Origin of the sequence: Falsirhodobacter halotolerans, from assembly GCF_022899245.1 — a bacterium.
Classification (GTDB): domain Bacteria; phylum Pseudomonadota; class Alphaproteobacteria; order Rhodobacterales; family Rhodobacteraceae; genus Falsirhodobacter; species Falsirhodobacter halotolerans.
The window spans coordinates 675,506-695,751 of the sequence record NZ_JALJAZ010000001.1; the positions used below are offsets into that span (position 1 = coordinate 675,506).

General features: G+C 67.2%; 18 protein-coding genes and 1 tRNA gene. 4 read left to right on the plus strand and 15 right to left on the minus strand.

Translation table 11 applies throughout. From position 1 onward, the window contains the following. Position 1 precedes the first annotated feature (1 nt). From MU449_RS03660 to purD, 15 genes are all read right to left on the minus strand, one after another. Positions 2–76: transfer RNA gene (locus tag MU449_RS03660), tRNA-Glu, on the minus strand. A gap of 48 nt (positions 77–124) precedes the next feature. Continuing rightward, positions 125–1,870 (minus strand): single-stranded-DNA-specific exonuclease RecJ, encoded by a 1,746-nt coding sequence (gene recJ, locus MU449_RS03665; RefSeq protein WP_244736653.1) that lies wholly within the window; start codon positions 1,868–1,870, stop codon positions 125–127. A gap of 74 nt (positions 1,871–1,944) precedes the next feature. Further along, on the minus strand, positions 1,945–2,913 hold the full coding sequence (glpX, locus tag MU449_RS03670) for a class II fructose-bisphosphatase (RefSeq protein ID WP_244736654.1): 969 nt from the start codon (positions 2,911–2,913) through the stop codon (positions 1,945–1,947). A gap of 70 nt (positions 2,914–2,983) precedes the next feature. Further along, a complete protein-coding gene (locus MU449_RS03675) occupies positions 2,984–4,270 on the minus strand; it encodes a homoserine dehydrogenase (RefSeq protein WP_244736655.1) in 1,287 nt (428 codons plus the stop codon). Positions 4,271–4,328: 58 nt separating this feature from the next. Then, a complete protein-coding gene (locus tag MU449_RS03680) occupies positions 4,329–4,544 on the minus strand; it encodes a hypothetical protein (RefSeq protein ID WP_244736656.1) in 216 nt (71 codons plus the stop codon). After that, complete coding sequence (locus tag MU449_RS03685) at positions 4,541–5,044, minus strand: flavin reductase family protein (RefSeq protein WP_244736657.1); 504 nt, start codon at positions 5,042–5,044, stop codon at positions 4,541–4,543. Before MU449_RS03685 ends, MU449_RS03680 begins: the two co-directional genes overlap by 4 nt. A gap of 16 nt (positions 5,045–5,060) precedes the next feature. Further along, positions 5,061–6,524 (minus strand): amidophosphoribosyltransferase, encoded by a 1,464-nt coding sequence (gene purF / locus MU449_RS03690; RefSeq protein ID WP_244736658.1) that lies wholly within the window; start codon positions 6,522–6,524, stop codon positions 5,061–5,063. Between the two features lie 82 nt (positions 6,525–6,606). Beyond that, positions 6,607–7,206, minus strand: a complete 600-nt coding sequence (locus MU449_RS03695; RefSeq protein ID WP_244736659.1) for a CvpA family protein — start codon at positions 7,204–7,206, stop codon at positions 6,607–6,609. Between the two features lie 10 nt (positions 7,207–7,216). After that, positions 7,217–8,578, minus strand: coding sequence for a DNA repair protein RadA (radA, locus tag MU449_RS03700; protein ID WP_244736660.1), 1,362 nt, complete (start codon positions 8,576–8,578; stop codon positions 7,217–7,219). Next, entirely contained in the window at positions 8,578–9,324 is a 747-nt protein-coding gene (locus MU449_RS03705) for an ABC transporter ATP-binding protein (protein WP_244736661.1), read from the minus strand. Before MU449_RS03705 ends, radA begins: the two co-directional genes overlap by 1 nt. Then, positions 9,321–10,103 carry an MlaE family ABC transporter permease gene (locus tag MU449_RS03710; RefSeq protein WP_244736662.1) on the minus strand — a complete coding sequence of 261 codons (783 nt, stop codon included), beginning with the start codon at positions 10,101–10,103 and terminating at the stop codon, positions 9,321–9,323. Before MU449_RS03710 ends, MU449_RS03705 begins: the two co-directional genes overlap by 4 nt. Continuing rightward, entirely contained in the window at positions 10,100–11,149 is a 1,050-nt protein-coding gene (gene alr / locus MU449_RS03715; protein WP_244736663.1) for an alanine racemase, read from the minus strand. Before alr ends, MU449_RS03710 begins: the two co-directional genes overlap by 4 nt. Before the next feature lie 78 nt (positions 11,150–11,227). Then, positions 11,228–13,468 carry a phosphoenolpyruvate--protein phosphotransferase gene (gene ptsP, locus MU449_RS03720; protein ID WP_244736664.1) on the minus strand — a complete coding sequence of 747 codons (2,241 nt, stop codon included), beginning with the start codon at positions 13,466–13,468 and terminating at the stop codon, positions 11,228–11,230. Between the two features lie 18 nt (positions 13,469–13,486). Further along, positions 13,487–14,746 carry an aspartate kinase gene (locus MU449_RS03725; protein ID WP_244736665.1) on the minus strand — a complete coding sequence of 420 codons (1,260 nt, stop codon included), beginning with the start codon at positions 14,744–14,746 and terminating at the stop codon, positions 13,487–13,489. Between the two features lie 62 nt (positions 14,747–14,808). After that, on the minus strand, positions 14,809–16,071 hold the full coding sequence (gene purD / locus MU449_RS03730; RefSeq protein WP_244736666.1) for a phosphoribosylamine--glycine ligase: 1,263 nt from the start codon (positions 16,069–16,071) through the stop codon (positions 14,809–14,811). Positions 16,072–16,141: 70 nt separating this feature from the next. Here purD and xseA point away from each other — a divergent pair, with 70 nt between their 5' ends. The 4 genes from xseA to MU449_RS03750 all read left to right on the plus strand — a co-directional run bounded on the left by xseA (position 16,142) and on the right by MU449_RS03750 (position 20,238). After that, positions 16,142–17,686, plus strand: coding sequence for an exodeoxyribonuclease VII large subunit (gene xseA, locus MU449_RS03735; RefSeq protein ID WP_244736667.1), 1,545 nt, complete (start codon positions 16,142–16,144; stop codon positions 17,684–17,686). A gap of 63 nt (positions 17,687–17,749) precedes the next feature. Then, a complete protein-coding gene (ftsY, locus tag MU449_RS03740) occupies positions 17,750–18,742 on the plus strand; it encodes a signal recognition particle-docking protein FtsY (protein WP_244736668.1) in 993 nt (330 codons plus the stop codon). Continuing rightward, positions 18,739–19,629, plus strand: a complete 891-nt coding sequence (locus MU449_RS03745) for a DMT family transporter (protein WP_244736669.1) — start codon at positions 18,739–18,741, stop codon at positions 19,627–19,629. Before ftsY ends, MU449_RS03745 begins: the two co-directional genes overlap by 4 nt. Before the next feature lie 9 nt (positions 19,630–19,638). Then, positions 19,639–20,238: an inner membrane-spanning protein YciB gene (locus MU449_RS03750; protein WP_244736670.1), complete on the plus strand. Its 600-nt coding sequence runs from the start codon at positions 19,639–19,641 to the stop codon at positions 20,236–20,238. The last annotated feature ends 8 nt before the right edge of the window (positions 20,239–20,246 follow it).

Below are 20,246 nucleotides of genomic sequence, written 5' to 3' on the forward strand. Positions count from 1 at the left end.
GTGGCAGCCCGTAGGGGAGTCGAACCCCTCTTTTCAGGTTGAAAACCTGACGTCCTAACCGATAGACGAACGGGCCACTGGCGGGGTGTCTAATGTCCGACGCCCCCCCGTGCAAGAGGAAAAATCACGCTTCGGGTGCGGCATCTTCCAGACGCATCTGAACCTTGGTGCGCCCGCCCCATGTATTCAGCTCCAGCCGTCCGGCCAGATGGAACCGCCGCGTGCCGCCGCCTTCCAGTGCGGGGCCGAGGGGGCCGTCGAAGGCGCCGAAGGCCATCGCCTCCACCTGCGGGCCGCCAAGCCCGCCGAAGGTGGCCTTCAGATGCGTCTCACCAATCCGGCGGGTGGAAAGGACCTGCGCGGCGAAGGCAAAACGCGGCGCGGGGGAAGAGGCGCCGAACGGGCCCGCCGTCTCGATCTGTTCGATCAGTTCGGGGGTGCAGGCCTGGGGCATGAGCAGACCGTCGATCCGCAGATCGGACGGCCCGGCGGTGCCCGCGCCCTGCCGCGCCAGAAGATCGGCCAGACGGGCCATCGCCTCGGGCAGCTTCTCTTCGGCCACGGTCAGGCCGGCGGCCATCTTGTGCCCGCCGCCCTTCAGCAGCAACCCTTCCTCGGCCAGCCGATGGATCGCGGCCCCCAGATCGACGCCCGCCACCGACCGGCCCGAACCTTTGCCGATCCCCTTGTCCAGCCCGATGACGATGGCGGGGCGGTTCGTCGCCTCTTTCATGCGCGAGGCGACGATGCCCACCACACCCGGATGCCAGCCATCCCCCGCCGCCCAGACCAAGGGCGCGTCAAGGCCGCGGGCCTCGGCCTGGGCCATCGCCTCGGCCCGGACCTGGCTTTCGATGTCGCGGCGGGCGGTGTTCAATTCGTCCAGCCGCGCGGCCAGCGCCGCCGCCTCGCGCGGGTCGTCCGTCGCCAGAAGGCGCGCGCCCAGATCGGCCTGCCCGATCCGCCCTCCCGCATTGACGCGGGGGCCAAGCAGAAACCCGAGGGCATAGGTGTTCGGCGCCTCGCGCATCCGCGCCACGTCGGCCAGCGCGGTCAGGCCCACGCGGTCGCGGCGGGCCATGACCTTCAGCCCCTGTCGGACCAGCGCGCGGTTCACCCCGATCAGCGGGGCCACATCGGCCACCGTCGCCAGCGCGACCAGATCGAGCATCCCCATCAGGTCCGGTCCGGTGATCCCGTCGCCCCGCAGGCGGCGATTGGCCTCCACCAGCATCAGGAACACGACCGAGGCGGCACACAGATGCGCCAGCGCCCCATCCTCGTCCTGCCGGTTGGGGTTCACGACGGCCACGGCGGGGGGCAGGGTTTCGGCCCCCAGGTGGTGGTCCAGCACGATGACATCCGTGCCCGCCGCCGCGATCGGTTCATGGCTGAGGGTGCCGCAATCGACGCAGATGATCAGGTCGTGCCGGGCCCCCAATTCCTGCATCGCGGGCACGTTCGGGCCATAGCCCTCGTCGATCCGGTCGGGGATATAGAGCGTTGCCTGACGCCCCATGGCGCGCAGCCACACCAGCAGCAGGGCGGCGGAGGTGCCGCCATCTACATCGTAATCGGCAAAGACCGCGATGCGTTCGCGCCCGTGAACGGCCGTCAGGAAACGATCCGTCGCGGGGCCCATGTCGCGCAGGGTCATCGGATCGGGCAGAAGGTCGCGCAGCGCGGGCGCAAGGTATGAGGCCGAGGTGTCCGCCGTCACGCCGCGTTTGACCAACACGCGGCACAGGGCGGTGGGCAGGCGGGTGGATTGGCCAAGGGCGTCGGCCAGACGCTCCTCCTCGGCGGTGGGGCCGACCCAGCGGCGTCCGGTGATCGAGCGTTCGACGTTCAGGAAAGCGGGGGATGTCATGGGCGGTCTGTTACCGCGTTTGCGGACGCAGGAACAGGAAAAACGCCCCGTCCTTGCGGGCGGGGCGTTCGGGATCAGATGGATTTGATCGGGGTGCGATAGCTCATCCGCCGAACCGATCCGGTGCGCGAACGCATCAGGACGGTTTCCGTGGTGACCCAGCCGATCTCGCGCTTGATACCGGCGACAAGGTTGCCGTCCGTCACGCCGGTCGCGGCGAAGATAACGTCGCCCGTCACCAATTCGTCCTTGGTATAGACGCGGTCCAGATCCTCGATCCCCGCCTTGCGGGCGCGACCGATTTCATCGTCGTTGCGGAACAGAAGCTTGCCATAGATCTGACCGCCCATGCATTTCAGGGCAGAGGCCGCCAGAACCCCCTCCGGCGCGCCACCCGAGCCCATATACATGTCGATCCCCGTGCCCGGCGTCGCGCAATGCATGACCCCCGCCACATCGCCATCGGTGATCAGACGGATCGCCGCGCCGGTGGAGCGGACTTCGGCAATCAGGTCGGCGTGGCGGTCCCGTTCCAGAATGCAGACGGTGATGTCGGAATCCGCACCGCCCTTGGCGCGTGCCAGTGCGCGCACACGTTCGGCGGGGGACATGGCCATCGTGACGGTGTCGGGGGCATAGCCCGGCCCGATCGCCAGCTTTTCCATATAGACGTCGGGCGCGTGCAGCAGCGTGCCGCGCGGGGCCATCGCGATCACCGTCAGCGCGTTCGGCATGTCCTTGGCGGTCAGGGTCGTGCCTTCCAGCGGATCGAGCGCGATGTCCACCGCCGGGCCGTTTCCGGTGCCGACCTCTTCGCCGATGAACAGCATCGGGGCTTCGTCCCGCTCGCCTTCGCCGATGACGACGACACCCGCGATGTCCAGCAGGTTCAACTGGTCCCGCATGGCGTTGACGGCGGCCTGATCGGCGGCCTTTTCATCGCCGCGACCGATCAACGCGTGGGAGGCGAGCGCCGCCGCCTCCGACACCCGAGCCAGACCGAGCGAAAGCATGCGGTCCTGGAATTGTTCTGCGTTGGCCATCCTGCCCCTCGTTTTTACGTTCGCCCTATTGGTAGGGCGCACGGGGGGCGGGGGCAAGCGCAGGTAGCGCTCACACCTCTTCGATGCGCAAGGCGACGGGGTCGCCCACCAGAACGCCGGTCTGACGGAAGCTGTCCAGCGCCACCTGAATGTCGTCGCGCGTGGCCTTGTGCGTCACGATCAGCACGGGGGCGTCGCCGTCGGCATGGCTGTATTGGCGCATCCGGTTGATGGAAATGCCCGCATCGCCCAGCTTGGTGGCGATTTTCGCCAAAGCGCCGGGGCGGTCCAGCAGGCGCATCCGCAGATACCATGCCGCAGGTGCCGCCGAACGCGCGGGAACCGCGCTTTCCAGCCGGTCGGCGGGAATGCCGAAGACCGGCGTGCGGATGCCGCGCGCCAGATCGATCACGTCGCCCATCACGGCGCTGGCGGTCGGACCCTGACCCGCGCCCGCGCCGCGCAAAACGATCTGACCGACCGAATCGCCCTCGACCACCACCATGTTGGTGCCGCCCGCCAATTGGCCCAGCGGGCTGTCGCAGGGCACGAGGCAGGGCGTCATCCGCTGTTCCAGGCCGCGCCCGGTCATCTGCGCCACGCCCAGAAGCTTGATGCGGTATCCCATGTCGCCCGCTCGCCGGATGTCGTCGATGGAGATCGCGCCGATCCCCTCCATCTCCACCCCGTCGAAGGCCACGCGGGTGCCGAAGGCGATGGAGGACAGAAGGCTCAGCTTGTGGGCGGCGTCGATGCCCCCGACGTCCAGATTCGGATCGGCCTCCAGATAGCCCAAAGCGCGGGCCTCTTCGAACACCATCTCATAGGGCAGGCCCGCATCCTCCATCCGCGTCAGGATATAGTTGCAGGTGCCGTTCATCACGCCCATCACGCGGCGGACCTTGTTGCCGGCCAGCGCCTCGGTCAGGGATTTGATGATCGGGATGCCGCCCGCCACCGCCGCCTCGAACCGGATGGTGCGGCCTGCGGCCTCTGCCTGTTCGGCCAAGGTGTGGCCGGAATGGGCCAGAAGCGCCTTGTTGGCGGTCACGACATCCTTGCCGGCGGCCAGCGCCGCCACGGTGGCGTCATGGGCGGCACCTTCGTGGCCGCCCATCACCTCGACGAACACGTCCACGTCGTCGCGCCGGGCCAGCGCCACGGGATACTGTTCCCAGGCAAGGCCCGACAGATCGACGCCGCGGTCGCGCGTCGCATCGCGCGCCGAGACGGCGGTGATCGTAATCGGACGGCCCGCCCGCATGGCGATCATCTCGGCATGTTGCTGAACGATCTTGATGACACCGACGCCGACCGTTCCAAGGCCGGCAAGTCCGATACGCAGGGGAGCGGGCATGAATCCTCCGATGGTAGCCGAAGGTCTGTTAGCCTTTTGCGCGCAGACTGACCAGCCTTTAGCGCAAGGCGGCGGCCCGGGCGCGCAGGGCCGCCCCGCGCGCGTCCAGATCGGTCTGCGTCTGCACGTCGGTCAGATTGTCGCCGATCCGCGCGTCGATCTGCGCCTGCGGCAGCAGGGTCGGGGCGGGGCCGTCATCGGCGGGCAGGGGGCCGATATCGGGCCGCGGGCCGCAGGCGGCCAGCGCGAGGGCGAGAATCAGCGCCCCCCTCATTCGGTCAACCGCGCAAAGCGGCCCCCGTGAAAGACCATCGGCGCGCCGTCCGCCGTGGTGACGCGGCCCACGCGGCCCACCATGATCAGATGGTCGCCGCCGTCATGGGTGGCATGGGTGTCGCATTCGAACCGCGCCAGCGCCCGGTCGATCAGGGGCGCGCCGTGATCGCCAAGGCTGTGTTCGACATCGTCGAAGCCGGGGCCGCCGCGCCCGAAGGCCATGGAGATGTCGGTCTGATCCTGGGACAGGACATGGATCACGAAATGCCGCGCCGTCTCGAACAGGGAAAAGCGCGAGGAGGAGCGGGCGGGCGACCACAAGACCAAGGGCGGGTCGAGCGACACGGAGGCGAAGCTGTTTGCGATCATGCCCACCGGCCCCTGCGGCGTGGCGGTGGTGACCAGCGTCACCCCCGTTGCAAAGCGGCCAAGGGCGTCGCGAAAGGCGATCGCATCGTCGCAGGCTTGGAACGTCGCGCTCACCGGCACCTCCGTCATTCTTGTCGGGCGGGGCCTATTCGGCGGCCTGCTTCATCTCGAACCCTTCGGCCAGTTTGTCCGAAGGCACGATGGGATATTCCCCCGAGAAGCAGGCGTCGCAGAACTTCGGCGATTTCGGATCGCGGCCCGCCGCTTCACCCGCCGCGCGATAAAGCCCGTCAAGAGAGATGAAGCGCAGCGAATCGACGCCGATCCAGTCGCGCATCTCGTCTTCCGACATTGTGGCGGCAAGGAGCTTGGAGCGTTCGGGCGTGTCCACGCCGTAAAAACACGGCCAGGCGGTGGGGGGGGAGGCGATGCGGAAATGCACCTCCGCCGCGCCGGCATCCAGGATCATGTCCTTGATCTTGCGGCTGGTAGTGCCGCGCACGACCGAGTCGTCCACAAGGATGATGCGTTTGCCGCGGATCAGCGCGCGGTTCACGTTCAGCTTCAGCCGGACGCCCATGTTGCGGATGGATTCGGTCGGCTCGATGAAGGTCCGGCCCATATATTGGTTGCGGATGATCCCCATCGCATAGGGAATGCCCGATTCCTGGCTGAAGCCGATGGCCGCGGGCGTGCCGCTGTCGGGAACGGGACAGACGAGATCGGCCTCCACCGGTGCCTCGCGCGCCAGTTCCACGCCAATCTGGCGGCGGGTTTCATAGACCGAGCGACCGCCGAGGATCGAGTCGGGGCGCGAGAAATAGACCTGCTCGAAAATGCAGAACCGCGATTTTGCAGGGCCGAAGGGGCGGGAGGAGGCGATCTGTCCATCCTCGATCACCACCATCTCGCCCGGATCGACCTCGCGGATGAATTCCGCGCCGATGATGTCCAGACCGCAGGTTTCCGACGACAGGGCATAGCCTTCGCCGATGCGGCCCAGAACCAGCGGGCGCACGCCCAGGGGATCGCGCACGCCGATCAGTTTGGTCCGGGTCATGGCGATGACGGAGAACGCGCCCTCAACCCGGCGCAGCGCGTCCTTCATCCGTTCGGGCACGGTGCGTTGGATCGACCGCGCCATCAGGTGGATGATGCATTCGCTGTCCGAGGAGGATTGGAAGATCGACCCACGCTCGATCAGTTCGCGGCGCAGTTGCGCGGCATTGGTCAGATTGCCGTTATGCGCAATGGCCGCGCCGCCCATCGAAAATTCGCCGAAGAAGGGCTGCACGTCGCGAATCGCGGTCGCGCCCTTCGATCCGGCCGTGGAATACCGCACATGGCCGATGCCCAACTCGCCGGGCAGGGTTTCCATCACGTCGGCGCTGGTGAAGTTGTCGCGGACATAGCCGAAGCGGCGGGCCGAGTTGAACCCGTGTTCGGGATGATGCGTCACGATGCCCGCGGCTTCCTGCCCGCGATGTTGCAGCGCGTGCAGCCCGAGGGCCACGAAGTTCGCCGCGTCGGCCACGCCGATGACACCGAAAACGCCGCATTCTTCCTTCAACTTGTCATCGTCGAAGGGGTGCGAAAGGAAGGGTCGCATGGTCGCGCTCCGAATCCGTGGAATTGCCCCTCACATAGTCGGTAACGCGGCGGCTGTCACCCTCCTGATACAGGAAAAGCGATCACGTCGCCGGGGTCGGGGCCACGACGGGGGCGACCGGCTGGACCGGCACGCCGCATTTCGCCACCAGCTCCTCATAGCGGGCGGTGATCCAGCCCGGCGCGTCTTCCGGCATACCTTCGGAAATGCGCGACTGGAACGTGGCGAAGACATGGGCGGAGCGGGAGTTGTCCACCATCGCGATGGTCTGCGCGCCCAGCACGCTGTCATAGACGATGAAGGCCACCGCGACGAGCACGATGCCCCGCGCCGCGCCGAAGATGAAGCCCAGCGACTGGTCCACCGTGCCCACTGCCGTGCCCTGCAAGGACGAGGACAAAAGCGGCGTGAAGAGCGAGATGATGACCAGCGCCAGCGCGAAGATCGCAAGGAACGCCACGATCATCGACAATTCGCAGCTGTCGCCCAGGAAATCGCCCACGACGGGGATCTGGCGGATCAGCGGCTCAACCGCGCTGGCGAAGGCAAACGCCAGAACGGCGGCGGCGATCCAGCCGAGGATGGCCATCACCTCGCGCACGAGGCCGCGGGCATAGGCCAGAATGGCGGACAGGATGATGACGACCGCCACGACGGCGTCGATAAGGGTAAAGCCGTCCATAGATCTCTCCTCAACCGGCGCCGAACACGTCCCCCACGAAGGCGGTGAGGTCGGACATCTGCCGCACCTCCATCCCCTCCACCGATCCGAGCTTGGACCGGCTGGGCGCAATCGCCCGTGTGAAACCAAGTTTCGAGGCTTCTTTCAACCTGTTTTCCGTCTGTCCCACGGGCCGAAGCGCCCCGGACAGGCTGATTTCGCCGAAAAGCACCATATCGGGCGGAATTGCCACATCTTCGCGGGCCGACAAAAGGGCGGCGGCGACGGCCAGATCGGCGGCGGGTTCATTGACGCGCATCCCCCCCGCCACGTTCAGGAACACGTCCAGACCCGCGAAGGGAATGGCGCAGCGCGCCTCCAGCACGGCCAGAATGGTGGACAGCCGCCCCGAATCCAGCCCCACCACCGTGCGGCGGGGCGTGCCGAGGGGGGAGGGGGCGACGAGGGCCTGAATCTCGGTCAGCACGGGCCGCGTCCCTTCGATCCCCGCAAACACCGCCGAGCCGGGGGCGGGCTTGTCGCGTTCGGACAGGAACAGGGCCGAGGGGTTGGCGACCTGCGCCAGGCCGTCGCCCGTCATCTCGAACACCCCGATTTCATCCGCCGGGCCGAACCGGTTCTTCACCGCGCGCAGGATGCGGAACTGGTGGCCGCGTTCCCCTTCGAAATAAAGGACCGTATCGACCATGTGCTCCACCACGCGGGGGCCGGCGATGGCGCCTTCCTTGGTCACGTGGCCCACGATGATGATCGCGACGCCGCGCGATTTGGCGAAGGTCACCAGTTCATGCGCGGCGGCGCGCACCTGACTGACCGATCCCGGCGCGCTGTCGATGTTGTCAAGCCACATGGTCTGGATCGAATCGATCACCGCCAGCGCGGGGCGTTCGCGGTCCAGCGTCGTCAGGATTTCACGCAGGTTGGTTTCCGCGCCAAGGGCCACGGGGGCCTGCGCCAGACCCAGCCGCTGCGCGCGCATCCGCACCTGGGCCGAAGATTCCTCGCCCGAGATATAGAGGCATTTCAGCCCCGACCGGGCAAAGCTGGCTGTGGCCTGCAGCAGAAGGGTCGATTTGCCGATCCCCGGATCGCCGCCCACCAGAATGGCCGAGGCGGGCACCAGACCGCCGCCCAGGACCCGGTCCAGCTCCTCCATGCCCGAGGCGGCGCGGGGGGGCGGGGCCTCCTCGGTCGCAAGATCGGTCAGGAGGATGCCTTTGCCGCGCGCCGCCCCCAGCGCCTTCTTGGGGCCGGAGGACAGGGGCGCTTCCTCGACGATGGTGTTCCACGCGCCGCAGGCGTCGCAGCGTCCGGCCCATTTGGAATGCGCGGCCCCGCAGGCCGTGCAGGTGAAGGCGGCGGCCTTGGCCATCAGCGCACGCTTTCGATCGGCCCCTCGGCCCGGCCATGGATGAACTGCTGGACGTAAGGATCGTCGGTGGCGTCCAGATCGGCGATGGGGCCCGCCCAACGCACGATGCCGCCATGCAGCATCGCCACATCGTCGGCGATGGCGCGGACGGAGGTCATGTCATGGGTGATGGTCATCGCGGTCGCGCCCATCTCGGTCACGATCTCGCGGATCAGGTCGTTGATGACGCCCGACATGATGGGATCAAGACCGGTCGTCGGTTCGTCGAAGAAGATGATCTCCGGCTCGGCCGCGATGGCGCGGGCCAGGCTGACGCGCTTTTGCATCCCGCCCGACAGCTCGGCCGGGAACTGGTCGGCCACGTGTTCCTTCAGGCCCACGCGGCGCAGTTTTTCGATGGCAATGGCGCGGGCTTCGTCCTTGGGACGTTTCGTGGCACCCTGCCGCAGGCGGAAGGCCACGTTTTCCCACACGCGCAGCGAATCAAACAGCGCGCCGCCTTGGAACAGCATCCCGAAGCGGGCAAGGAAGGCGTCGCGGTCGCCTTGCGTCACGTCCTGTCCATCCACGGTGATCGTGCCCCTGTCGGGCGTGACAAGGCCAAGGATGGATTTCAGCAGCACCGATTTTCCGGTGCCCGACCCGCCGATGATGACGGTGCTGGTCCCCTTGGGCACGGTCAGGTTCACGCCCTGCAGCACCCGGTTCGACCCGAAGGTCTTATGCACGTCCCGAAGTTCGATCATGAGGCGAAGAACACTTCCGTCAGCAGATAATTGGCCGCAAGGATCAGGACCGAGGCCGCGACCACGGCGGATTTCGTCGCGGCCCCCACGCCCTGCGCGCCCCGGCCCGAGTTCATGCCGTGATAGACCCCCATCAGCGCGATGATGAAGCCGAACACCGCCCCCTTCACCAGACCGGAGGCCACATCCCAGAATTGCAGGAAGTTGACCGTATTGTTGATATAGGTGGCCGAATTGAAGTCCAGCCGGTTGACCCCCACAAGCCAGCCGCCCGCGATGCCGATGGCGTCGCCCACGGCCACAAGGACCGGAAGCACCAGGACGGCGGCCACGACGCGGGGCACGGCCAGATATTTCATCGGATTGGTGGACAGCGTGGTCAGCGCGTCGATCTGTTCGGTGACCTTCATGGTCCCGATCTCGGCCGCGATGGAGGAGGCGACCCGCGCGGCCACCATCAGCCCGCCCAGAACCGGACCCAGTTCGCGCACCATGCCGATCGCGGTGATGGACGGCACCGCCGCCTCCGCCCCATAGCGGGCACCGCCGGCATAGATCTGGAGCGCCAGCGCCCCGCCGGTGAAGAGCGCGGTCATGCCCACGACCGGCAGGCTGAACCAGCCGATATTCATCACCGCCGCAAAGAATTCGCGCGGATAGAAGGGGGGGCGAAGGATATGGCTGACGACCTGCGCCGCAAAGATCGTGATGCGCCCGATGCTGGCCAGAAGCGACAGGACGGGACGGCCAAGGGCGGCCAGCGGGGCGGTCAGGATCATGCACCCTCTCCGATATAGTCGCGACGATAGCGGGACCCAAGCGAGGTCATGATTTCATAACCGATGGTGCCCGCCGCATCGGCCAGCGCGTCGGCGGTCTGATGGGGGCCGAGGATGTCGAGGGCCTCCGGCACCTCCTCAAGATGGGAGACATCGACGGTGATCAGGTCCATGGACACGCGCCCGACCAGCGGGCAGGGGGTATCGCCATGCCACAGGGTCGCGTTGCCGGACAGGGCGCGGGGCAGCCCATCGGCATAGCCCGCGGCCACCGTGGCGATGAGGGCGGGCCCCTCGGCCTGCCATGTCCCGGAATAGCCGACGACCTCTCCTTCCCGCACCTCGCGCACCTGCACCACGGGCAGGGACAGGCGCAGCGGATTGGTGCCGCCGTCGAATGGCCGCGCGCCATAAAGGCCGATGCCGGGGCGGGTCAGTTCGAAATGGTATTGTTCGCCCAAAAGGATCCCGCCCGTCGCGGCCAACGAGCGCGGGATGCCCGCGCCCTCGGTCATCGCGTGAAACTCGGCCAGTTGCGCCTCGTTCATCGGGTGGTCGGGGTCGTCCGCGCAGGCCAGATGCGACATGATCAGTTCCGGCCCCAAATCCAGCACCATCTGTCCCACGGCCTGCCATTCGGGCATCTCCAGCCCCAGACGGTTCATGCCGGTATCAAGCTGGATGCCGAAGGGATGGCCGGGCAACGCCTCGGCATGGCGCATGATCTGTTCGACCGAATTCAGCATCGGCGTCAGCGCCAGATCGCGGATCAGGTCCGTGTCGCCCGCCATGTGGCCGGAAAAGACGTTGATCTGCGGGCCGGGGCCAAGGGCGCGGCGCACGGCCTCCGCCTCCTGGGCCATGGCGACGAAAAAGCGGCGGGCGCCGGCCTGGGCCAGCGTGCGGGCGATTTTTCCGGCACCAAGGCCGTAGGCGTCCGCCTTGACCACGGCCCCCGTCTGGGTGCCACGGGGGGACATGCGATCCAGCGCGCGCCAGTTGGCGGCGATGGCGTCAAGGTCGATGGAGAGAATTGCGCTGGCCATGGGTGCTGTTTCGGGACTCGCGTCGGCAAGGTCAAGGGTCAACCGACGCGGGGCCGGGGGCGGGCGGGGCGGCGCCGATCAGTCGGCAGCTTGTGTGGCCAGCCATTCGATGACCGGCTGGCGCACGGAATCGCCGTGCAGCATGGCGGCCTCGATCAGATCGCGCAACTCCGACAGGTCCACGCGTCGTAACAAGGTCTTGACCGGCCCGATGGAGGCGGGGCGCATCGACAGGGTGCGCAGGCCAAGTGCGGCAAAGCACATCGCCTCGATCGGGCGGCCCGCATCCTCGCCACAAAAGGACAGGTGGGTGTCCGAGGCGTCGCACCGTTCGACGATGCGGCGGATGAAATCCAGAAACGCGGTGCTGAGCGTGTCATACCGCCGCCGCACGCGTTCATTCTCGCGGTCGGCGGCGAAGAAGAACTGCTTCAGATCGTTCCCGCCGATGGAAATGAAGTCCACCGCGCGAAAGAAGCTTTCCGGCGCGAAGGCCAGAGCGGGCGTTTCCAGCATCGCGCCGATGCGGATATCGTCCGGCACGACATGGCCAAGGCTGCGTTCGCGTTCCACCTGCGCCATGAAGATGGCGCGTGCCTCGTGGAACTCGGCCCCTTCGGCGATGAAGGGGAACATCACCGACATGGGCCGCCCCTGATGCGCGCGGATCAGCGCCTGCACCTGCATCCGCAGCACGCCCGGCTTGTCCAAGCCCACGCGGATCGCGCGCCACCCCATGGCGGGGTTGGGTTCATCCTGCGGTTTCATGTAGGGCAGGACCTTGTCCGACCCGATATCCAGCGTGCGGAAGGTTACGCCGCGTCCCTTGGCCGCATCCAGGACGCGGGAATAGATCGCGGCCAGCTCCTCGCGCTTGGGCATCTTGTTGCGGGTCAGGAACTGCAGTTCGGTGCGGAACAGGCCCACACGTTCGGCCCCCGAATGTTCCAGCGAAGGCAGGTCGGCCATCAGCCCCGCATTCATGTGCAGCGCCGTCACCGTGCCGCAGCGCGACCGCGCGGGCAATTCGCGGATGGAGGTGTAGCGTTCCTGCGCCTGCGCCTGCATGGCGATCTTGTCGCGGAAGGCGCGGGCGACCGTTTCCTCGGGGCGCAGGTGCACGACGCCCTGATCGCCGTCGACCATGATCGGGTCGCCGTTCAGCGCCTCGGTCGTGATGCGGTCGGCGTGGATCACCAGCGGGATCGCCAGCGCGCGGGCGACCACGGCAGCGTGGGATCCGACGGACCCTTCTTCCAGCACGATGCCGCGCAGCTTGCGCCCGTAATCCAGAAGTTCCGCCGGCCCAATGTTGCGCGCGATCAGGATGGGATCGGCCGGCATGTCGGCGCCCGTGTCGCGGCCCTGGCCGGTCAGGATGCGCAGCAGGCGGTTGGCCAGATCATCCAGATCGTGCAGCCGGTCGCGCAGATAGGCGTCGGGCACCGCTTCCATCCGGGCGCGGGCCATGGATTGTTCCTTCTGCACCGCCGCTTCGGCGGACAGGCCGCGGGCGATGTCCTCCTCCATCCGGCGCAGCCAGCCGCGCGAATGGGCGAACATGCGATAGGCCTCGAGGACCTGGCGCTGTTCCTTGTCCAGTGCGGCAGCGGACAGCAGATCGTCCACCGAAACGCGCAGATGGGCGACCGCGTCGCGGATGCGTTCGATTTCCGTCAGCGGGTCGTCGGCCACGGGGTTGGTGACCACGACGCGGGGTTCGTGCAGCCAGACATGGCCCTCGGCCGCGCCTTCCTGACCTGCGCCCCCCCGGAACAGGACCGGATGGGTGTGGATGTTGGCCATCGTGTCATCGCCGTTGAACGCGCCCAGCTCGGCCATTTCGGCCAGAACCATGGCGACTACCTCCAGCGCGTCCACCTCATCCTCGGCATAGATGCGCGAGGTCTTCGATTGCACCACCAGCACGCCCAGCCGTTCGCCGACCCGCTGGATCGGCACGCCCAGAAAGGCGCAATACGCCTCCTCGCCCGTTTCGGGCATATAGCGGAAACCCTTGGCGGCGGGGGCATTGTCGGTGTTGAAGGGTTTGCCCAGACGCGCGACCTGTCCGACCAGCCCTTCGCCCAGTTTCAGGCGGGTCTTGTGGACGGATTCGGGGTTCAGCCCTTCGGTCGAACAGAGTTCCAACGTCTGGGGATCGCGGAACAGATAGATCGAACAGACCTCGGACCGCATGGAATCCGCGATCAGGTGCGTGATGCGGTCCAGCCGGTCCTGCCCTTGGCCGGGCAGGGCGAGGCTGTCGCGCAGACGCCGCAGAAGTCTGCGGCTGTCGCTGTCGCTGCGTTCCGGCATGTGCCCCCTCAGGGCCGGTCAGGCCTTTTCCAGTTCAAACGCATCATGAAGCGCCTGAACCGCAAGTTCCATATATTTCCGGTCGATCAGAACCGAAATCTTGATTTCGGACGTGGAGATGACCTTGATGTTCACCCCGTCATTCGACAGCGCCCGGAACATCTTGGCCGCGACACCCGCGTGCGAGCGCATGCCGATGCCCACGACGGACACCTTGGCCACATCCTCGTCGATGATCAGTTCGTCGTATTTGATCAGGCCTTGGGCGCCCGCATCCTCAATCGCCTTTTTCGCGCGCGCCACCTGGTTGATGGGGCAGGAAAAGGTCATGTCGGTGACCGCGCCGGGGTGATCGTCGTCGTAATCCTTTTCGGAAATGTTCTGGACGATCATGTCCACGTTGATGCCCGCATCGGCCAAGGGGCCGAAGATGGCCGAGGCGACGCCGGGCCGGTCCTCGATCGTGAACAGGGTGATCTTCGCCTCGTCGCGGGAATAGGCGACGCCGGAGACGACTTTCGATTCCATGATATCATCCTCTGCGCAGACAAGCGTGCCGGAGTTTTCGTCGGTATCTTCAAAGCTGGACAGAACCCGCAGGCGCACGTTGTAACGCATGGCGAGTTCGACCGAGCGGGTCTGCAGGACCTTGGCCCCGAGGGAGGCCAGTTCCAGCATCTCCTCGAACGCGATGCGGTCCAGCTTTTTCGCCTTGGACGTGATGCGCGGGTCGGTGGTATAGATGCCGTCCACGTCGGTATAGATGTCGCAGCGTTCGGCATCGAAGGCGGCGGCGAAGGCGACGGCGGTGGTGTCCGACCCGCCCCGGCCCAGCGTGGTGATGCGGCCTTCGGGGCTGACGCCCTGAAACCCCGCCACGACCGCGACCTTGAAGCCTTCGGCGAATTTCGCCTCGATGTTGGTGCGCGGAATGTCGAGAAACCGGGCCGAGGAATGGGCCGAGGTGGTGTTGATCGGCACCTGCCAGCCCTGCCAGGACCGTGCGGGCACGTCCATTTCCTGCAAGGTCAGCGCCATCAGGCCGGCGGTGATGTTTTCGCCCGAGGCGACGACCGCGTCGTATTCGCGCGCATCGAACAACGGCGAGGTTTGTTCGACCCAGCCCACAAGTTCGTTCGTCTTGCCCGACATCGCGCTGACGATGACGATGACGTCATAGCCGCGCTCAACCTCGCGGCGAACCTTTTCGGCGGCGTTCTTGATGCGCGCCAGATCGGCCACGGATGTGCCGCCGAATTTCATGACGAGAAGTGGCATGGTCCCCCCCGCTGCCGGACATAACGCGCCCCCCTTAGCGGTCCCGCAAGGGGAGGGCAAGTTCAGAGCGCGCGCCAGCCGATGTCGCGGCGGCAAAAGCCGTCCGGCCAGTCGATGGCGTCCACCATGCGGTAGGCCTCGGCCTGAGCGTCGGCCAGCGTCGCGCCGCGCGCGGTCACGGCCAGAACCCGCCCGCCGGTGGCGACGGTCTGGCCGTCGCGCGTGGCGGTGCCCGCGTGGAACACCATCTGGCGGCTGGACTCGGGCAGGCCGTCCAGCCCGCGGATGACCGTCCCCTTGGCATAGGATCCGGGATAGCCGTCGGCGGCCATCACCACCGTCAGCGCGTGATCGTCGGCCCATGTGACGGGCGTGCCCGCCAGACGCCCCTCGGCGCAGGCCAGAAGCAGGTCGAGCGCCTGCGCGCCAAGGCGCATCATCAGCGTCTGGCATTCGGGATCGCCGAAGCGGGCGTTGAATTCCACGAGCCGCGCCGCGCCGTCCTTGATCATCAGCCCCACGAAGATCACCCCCTGATACGGGGTGCCGCGCCGGGCCAGTTCGGCCACGCAAGGGGCCACGATCCTGTCCAGAACGTCCTGTGCGATCGCGTCGGTCAGGACCGGGGCGGGCGAATAGGCGCCCATGCCGCCGGTGTTGGGGCCCGCGTCGCCGTCGAAGGCGCGCTTGTGGTCCTGCGCCGTGCCGATGGGCAGGATGTCGGTGCCGTCGGACAGAACAAAGAATGAGGCTTCCTCGCCCTCCATGAACTCTTCAATCACCACCTCGGCACCGGCCTCGCCGAAGGTGCCGCCGAACATGTCGTCGAGGGCGTCCAGCGCCTCGGCCTCGGTCATGGCGACCACCACGCCCTTGCCCGCTGCCAGGCCGTCGGCCTTGATGACGATGGGGGCGCCCTGGTCGCGGACATAGGCGCGGGCGGGGTCGGCGCTGGTGAAGCGGGCATATCCGGCGGTGGGGGCGTTCACCGCGTCGCAGAGTTCCTTGGTGAAGGCCTTCGACGCCTCGATCCGCGCGGCGGCGGCCGAGGGGCCGAAAGTCAGGATGCCCGCGGCCCGCGTGGCGTCGGCCACACCGGCGGCCAGCGGCGCTTCGGGCCCGACGATGACGAAATCGATGCTGTTTTCGCCGCAGAACTCGGCCACCGCCGCGCCGTCCATGATATCGAGCGCGGCGCATTCGGCGATCTGCGCGATGCCCGCATTGCCCGGCGCCACGATCAGCCGGTCGCATTTGGGGTTCTGCTTCACTGCCCAAGCCAGCGCATGTTCGCGCCCGCCGCTGCCCAGAATAAGAATGTTCATCGCCGCCCCCGCTTGGCCTTTCCGCCCCCGCGTTCTAGGGTTCCGTCCGATAAACCGCAAGAAGGCTGGCATGGACCTGTTCGAGACCCCCGACGACAACGCCCACGATTTCACCGTTTCGGAACTGTCGGGCGCGGTGAAGCGCGTGATCGAGGGGGAGTTCGGTCAGGTGCGCGTGCGCGGCGAGATCGGGCGCGTGTCGCGGCCCGCCTCGGGGCATCTCTATTACGACCTGAAGGACGACCGCTCGGTCATTGCCGCGATCACGTGGAAGGGGCAGGCAGGCAAGCTGGCCGTGCGCCCCGAGGAGGGGATGGAGGTCATTGCCACCGGGCGGATGACGACCTTTCCGGGGCAGTCGAAATACCAGCTGATCGTCGAGGATATCCGCCCCGCCGGGGCCGGTGCGCTGATGGCCATGCTGGAGAAGCGCCGCAAGGCGCTGGCTGCCGAGGGGCTGTTCGACGAAGCGCGGAAGCGGCCGCTGCCGTGGCTGCCGGAAGTGATCGGCGTCGTGACCTCGCCCTCGGGCGCGGTGATCCGCGACATCCTGCACCGCTTGGCCGACCGTTTTCCGCGCCATGTGCTGATCTGGCCCGTGGCCGTGCAGGGGGAACGCTGCGCGCCGGAGGTTGCGGCTGCGATTCGCGGGTTCAACGACCTGCCCGCCGGGATGCCGAAGCCCGATCTTCTGATCGTGGCGCGGGGGGGCGGCTCGCTGGAGGATCTCTGGGGCTTCAACGAAGAGATCGTGGTGCGGGCTGCGGCAGACTCGCGCATCCCGCTGATTTCCGCCGTCGGGCACGAGACGGACACCACGCTCATTGATTTTGCCGCCGACCGTCGCGCGCCCACGCCGACGGCGGCGGCCGAAATGGCGGTGCCGGTGCGGGCCGATCTGCTGGCGGCGGTGGACCAGCGGGGGGCGGCGCTGTCGCGGTGCATCGCCAACACCTTCGCCCACAGGGACCAGCGCCTGCGCGATCTGGCCCGCGCGCTGCCGCGCCCCGAAAGCCTGATGCAGGTGGCGGTGCAGCGTTTCGACAGCTGGGCCGAGAAGCTGGACGGGGCCTTGGGCGTGGGCGTGTCCAACCGGCGGGCGCGGCTGACGGAACTGGCGGTGCATCTGCGGCCCCGCCTGCTGGCCGATCTGACCGCGCGCGGGCGGGAGCAACTTGCGGACCGCGCCCGTGCGCTGGAGGGCCGGATGGACCTGCGGCACGAACGCGCGGCCGAGCGGCTGGCGGGCCTTGCCGCCCGTCTGGCCCCGGCGCGGGCGCGGGCGATGGCCGAGGCCGCGCGCGATGTCGTTCGGGGGCGGGAGCGGCTGGCCGGTGTCGGCGCGCAGCTGGATGCGTCGGCCACGGCGCGCCTGCGGGGATTGTCGGACCGGCTGGAGGCGGTGGACCGTCTGCGCGTGACGCTGGGTCATCACCAGACCCTTGCCCGTGGCTATGCCGTGATTCGCGGCGACGGGCAGGTGGTGACGTCGAAAGCCGCCGCCGAAAAGGCCGCCGTGCTGGAGGCGGAATTTCACGACGGGCGGCTGACCCTGTCGGGGCGCGTCCCGAAAAAGACACGCGCGCCCAAGCCGTCGCAGGGCGAGTTGTTTTGACGGGGCGTTGCGCCTGCGCGCCGAACTCTCTACCTGAAAGCAATCCAAAGGCACGAGGCAGCGATGGCATCCTTCTTCCGTAAACTCCGCGAGCGGATGACGCGCTCCTCGGACAAGCTGGGCGAAGGCATCGAGGCCATCGTCGAGGATGCGCCCCAGCCCCCCGACGCGCCGCCGGAAAAGCCGGGGCTTCTGGGCCGGCTTCTGGGCGAAGAGCCCAAGCGCGTGTTCGACGACGCGATGCTGGAGGGACTGGAGGAGGTTCTGATCGCCGCCGATATGGGGGTCGACACCTCGCTTCGCGTGGCCGCCAACATCGCCGAGGGGCGGTTCGGGCGCCGCGTCGGCACGACCGAGATTCGCGAGGCGCTGGCCGCCGAGATCGCCCGGATCATGGACCCCGTCGCCCGCCCCATGCCGCTGGCCGCCAAACGCCCGCAGGTGGTGCTGGTGGTGGGCGTGAACGGCGCGGGGAAGACCACGACCATCGGCAAGCTTGCCAGCCAGTTCCGCGCCGCCGGAAAGACGGTGGTGATCGCGGCGGGCGACACGTTCCGCGCGGCGGCGGTGGAGCAGTTGCAGATCTGGGGCCAGCGCGCGGGCGTGCCGGTCATGACCGCGCCCGAGGGGTCAGATCCGGCCAGCCTTGCCTATGACGCGATGGTGCGGGCCGAGGCGGAGGGGGCGGACCTTCTGATGATCGACACGGCGGGCCGTCTTCAGAACCGCGCCGACCTGATGGAGGAGTTGTCGAAGATCGTCCGCGTGATCCGCAAGAAGGACCCCTCTGCGCCGCACAACACGCTGTTGGTGCTGGACGCGACCACGGGCCAGAACGCGGTGACGCAGGTCGAGGCGTTCCGCAAGCTGGCCGATGTGTCGGGCCTTGTGATGACCAAGCTGGACGGGACCGCCCGCGGCGGCGTTCTGGTCGCGCTGGCCGACAAGTTCGGCCTGCCCATCCATGCGATCGGCGTGGGAGAGCAGATAGACGATCTGGCCCCCTTCGATCCGCAGGATTTCGCCCGCGCGCTCGTGGGGCTTGAGACGACGTGATCGAATGGCTCGATTCCATCGCCGGCACACCCCTTGGCGGGCATGTCGCGATGGGATTGGCGCTGACATCGGCCATGGCCCATGCCAGTTTCGGCGCGATCCAGAAAGGGCGGCACGATCCCTGGGTCAGTCGGGCGGGCATCGACCTGTGGCTTCTGGCCTATACCCTGCCGCTGGCGCTGTTCGTGTTTCCGTGGCCGCAGGGGGGCGAGTGGCTGATCCTGCTGGGTGCGTCGGGCATCCACTTCTTCTATAAGTTCTTCATGGCGATGGCCTATGAGCGGGGCGCTTATACCGTCGTCTATCCGGTGGTGCGGGGCACGGGGCCGTTGGCGACGCTGGTGTTCGCCGCGATCTTTCTGGCGGAACATTACGCGCCGGTTCAATGGCTGGGTGTGGCGGTTCTGTCTGGGTCGATCCTGTGGCTGGCGAAGATGAACCTGGACGCGGCGCCGCTGAACCGGCCCGCCCTGATCGCGGCCTTGGGCTGGGCGGTGGTCACGGGGATGACGGTGGCCGTCTATACTACCTATGACGCGTGGGGGATCCGGCTGTGGCAGGATCCGTTCGCGTTTATTTTATGGCTGTTCGTCTTCACCTCGGTCGATTTTCCGACCTATATGATCGTGCGGGAACGGGGGATCGCATGGATGCGGACCCTGTTGTCGCGGGGGGCCATCGGCGGGATTTTGGGGATCGTCAGCTTTGGCGGCATCATGCTGGGCACGCGTATCGGCAAGGTTGCGGAGGTGTCGGCCCTGCGGGAAACCTCCACCCTGTTTGCGGCCTTGATCGGATGGCTGATTCTGGGCGAAAGATCGACACCGGCGCGCGTGGCGCTGATGGGCGGGATTGCCGCAGGGGCAATCCTGGTCCAGATGGGATAAAGACGGATTATGAGCGAACGCAAGATACACCCCGCCCTGAAGATGACTCTGGAAATGGGCCCGATCGTTGCCTTCTTCGTGGGCTATGTCCTGATGAAGGATCGGGTCTTCACCTTTGGCGGGACCGATTACAACGGGTTCATCGTCGTGACGGCGGCGTTCATTCCGGTGCTGGTGATCACCACCGCGATCCTGTGGGCGCTGACCCGCAAGCTGTCGAAGATGCAGATCGCGACGGTGGTCATGGCGGTGGTGTTCGGCGGCCTGTCGGTCTGGCTGAACGATGAGCGGTTCTTCAAGATCAAGCCCACGCTGATCTATCTGCTGTTCGGGGGCCTTCTAGGCATCGGCCTGCTGCGCGGGCAAAGCTGGTTGCGGCTGGTGCTGGAGGAAGCGATTCCGATGCGCCACGAGGGGTGGATGATCCTGACCAAGCGGCTGTGCGCGTTCTTCTTTGCGTTGGCGCTGGCGAACGAGGTGGTGTGGCGCATGTTCTCGACCGAGGTCTGGGTCAGTTTCAAGACCTTCGGTCTGACCATTGCGCTGTTTGCGTTCTTCATGGGGCAGGGAAAGCTGCTTCAGACCTACGGCACGCCGCGCAAGGACTGAGCGCGGCG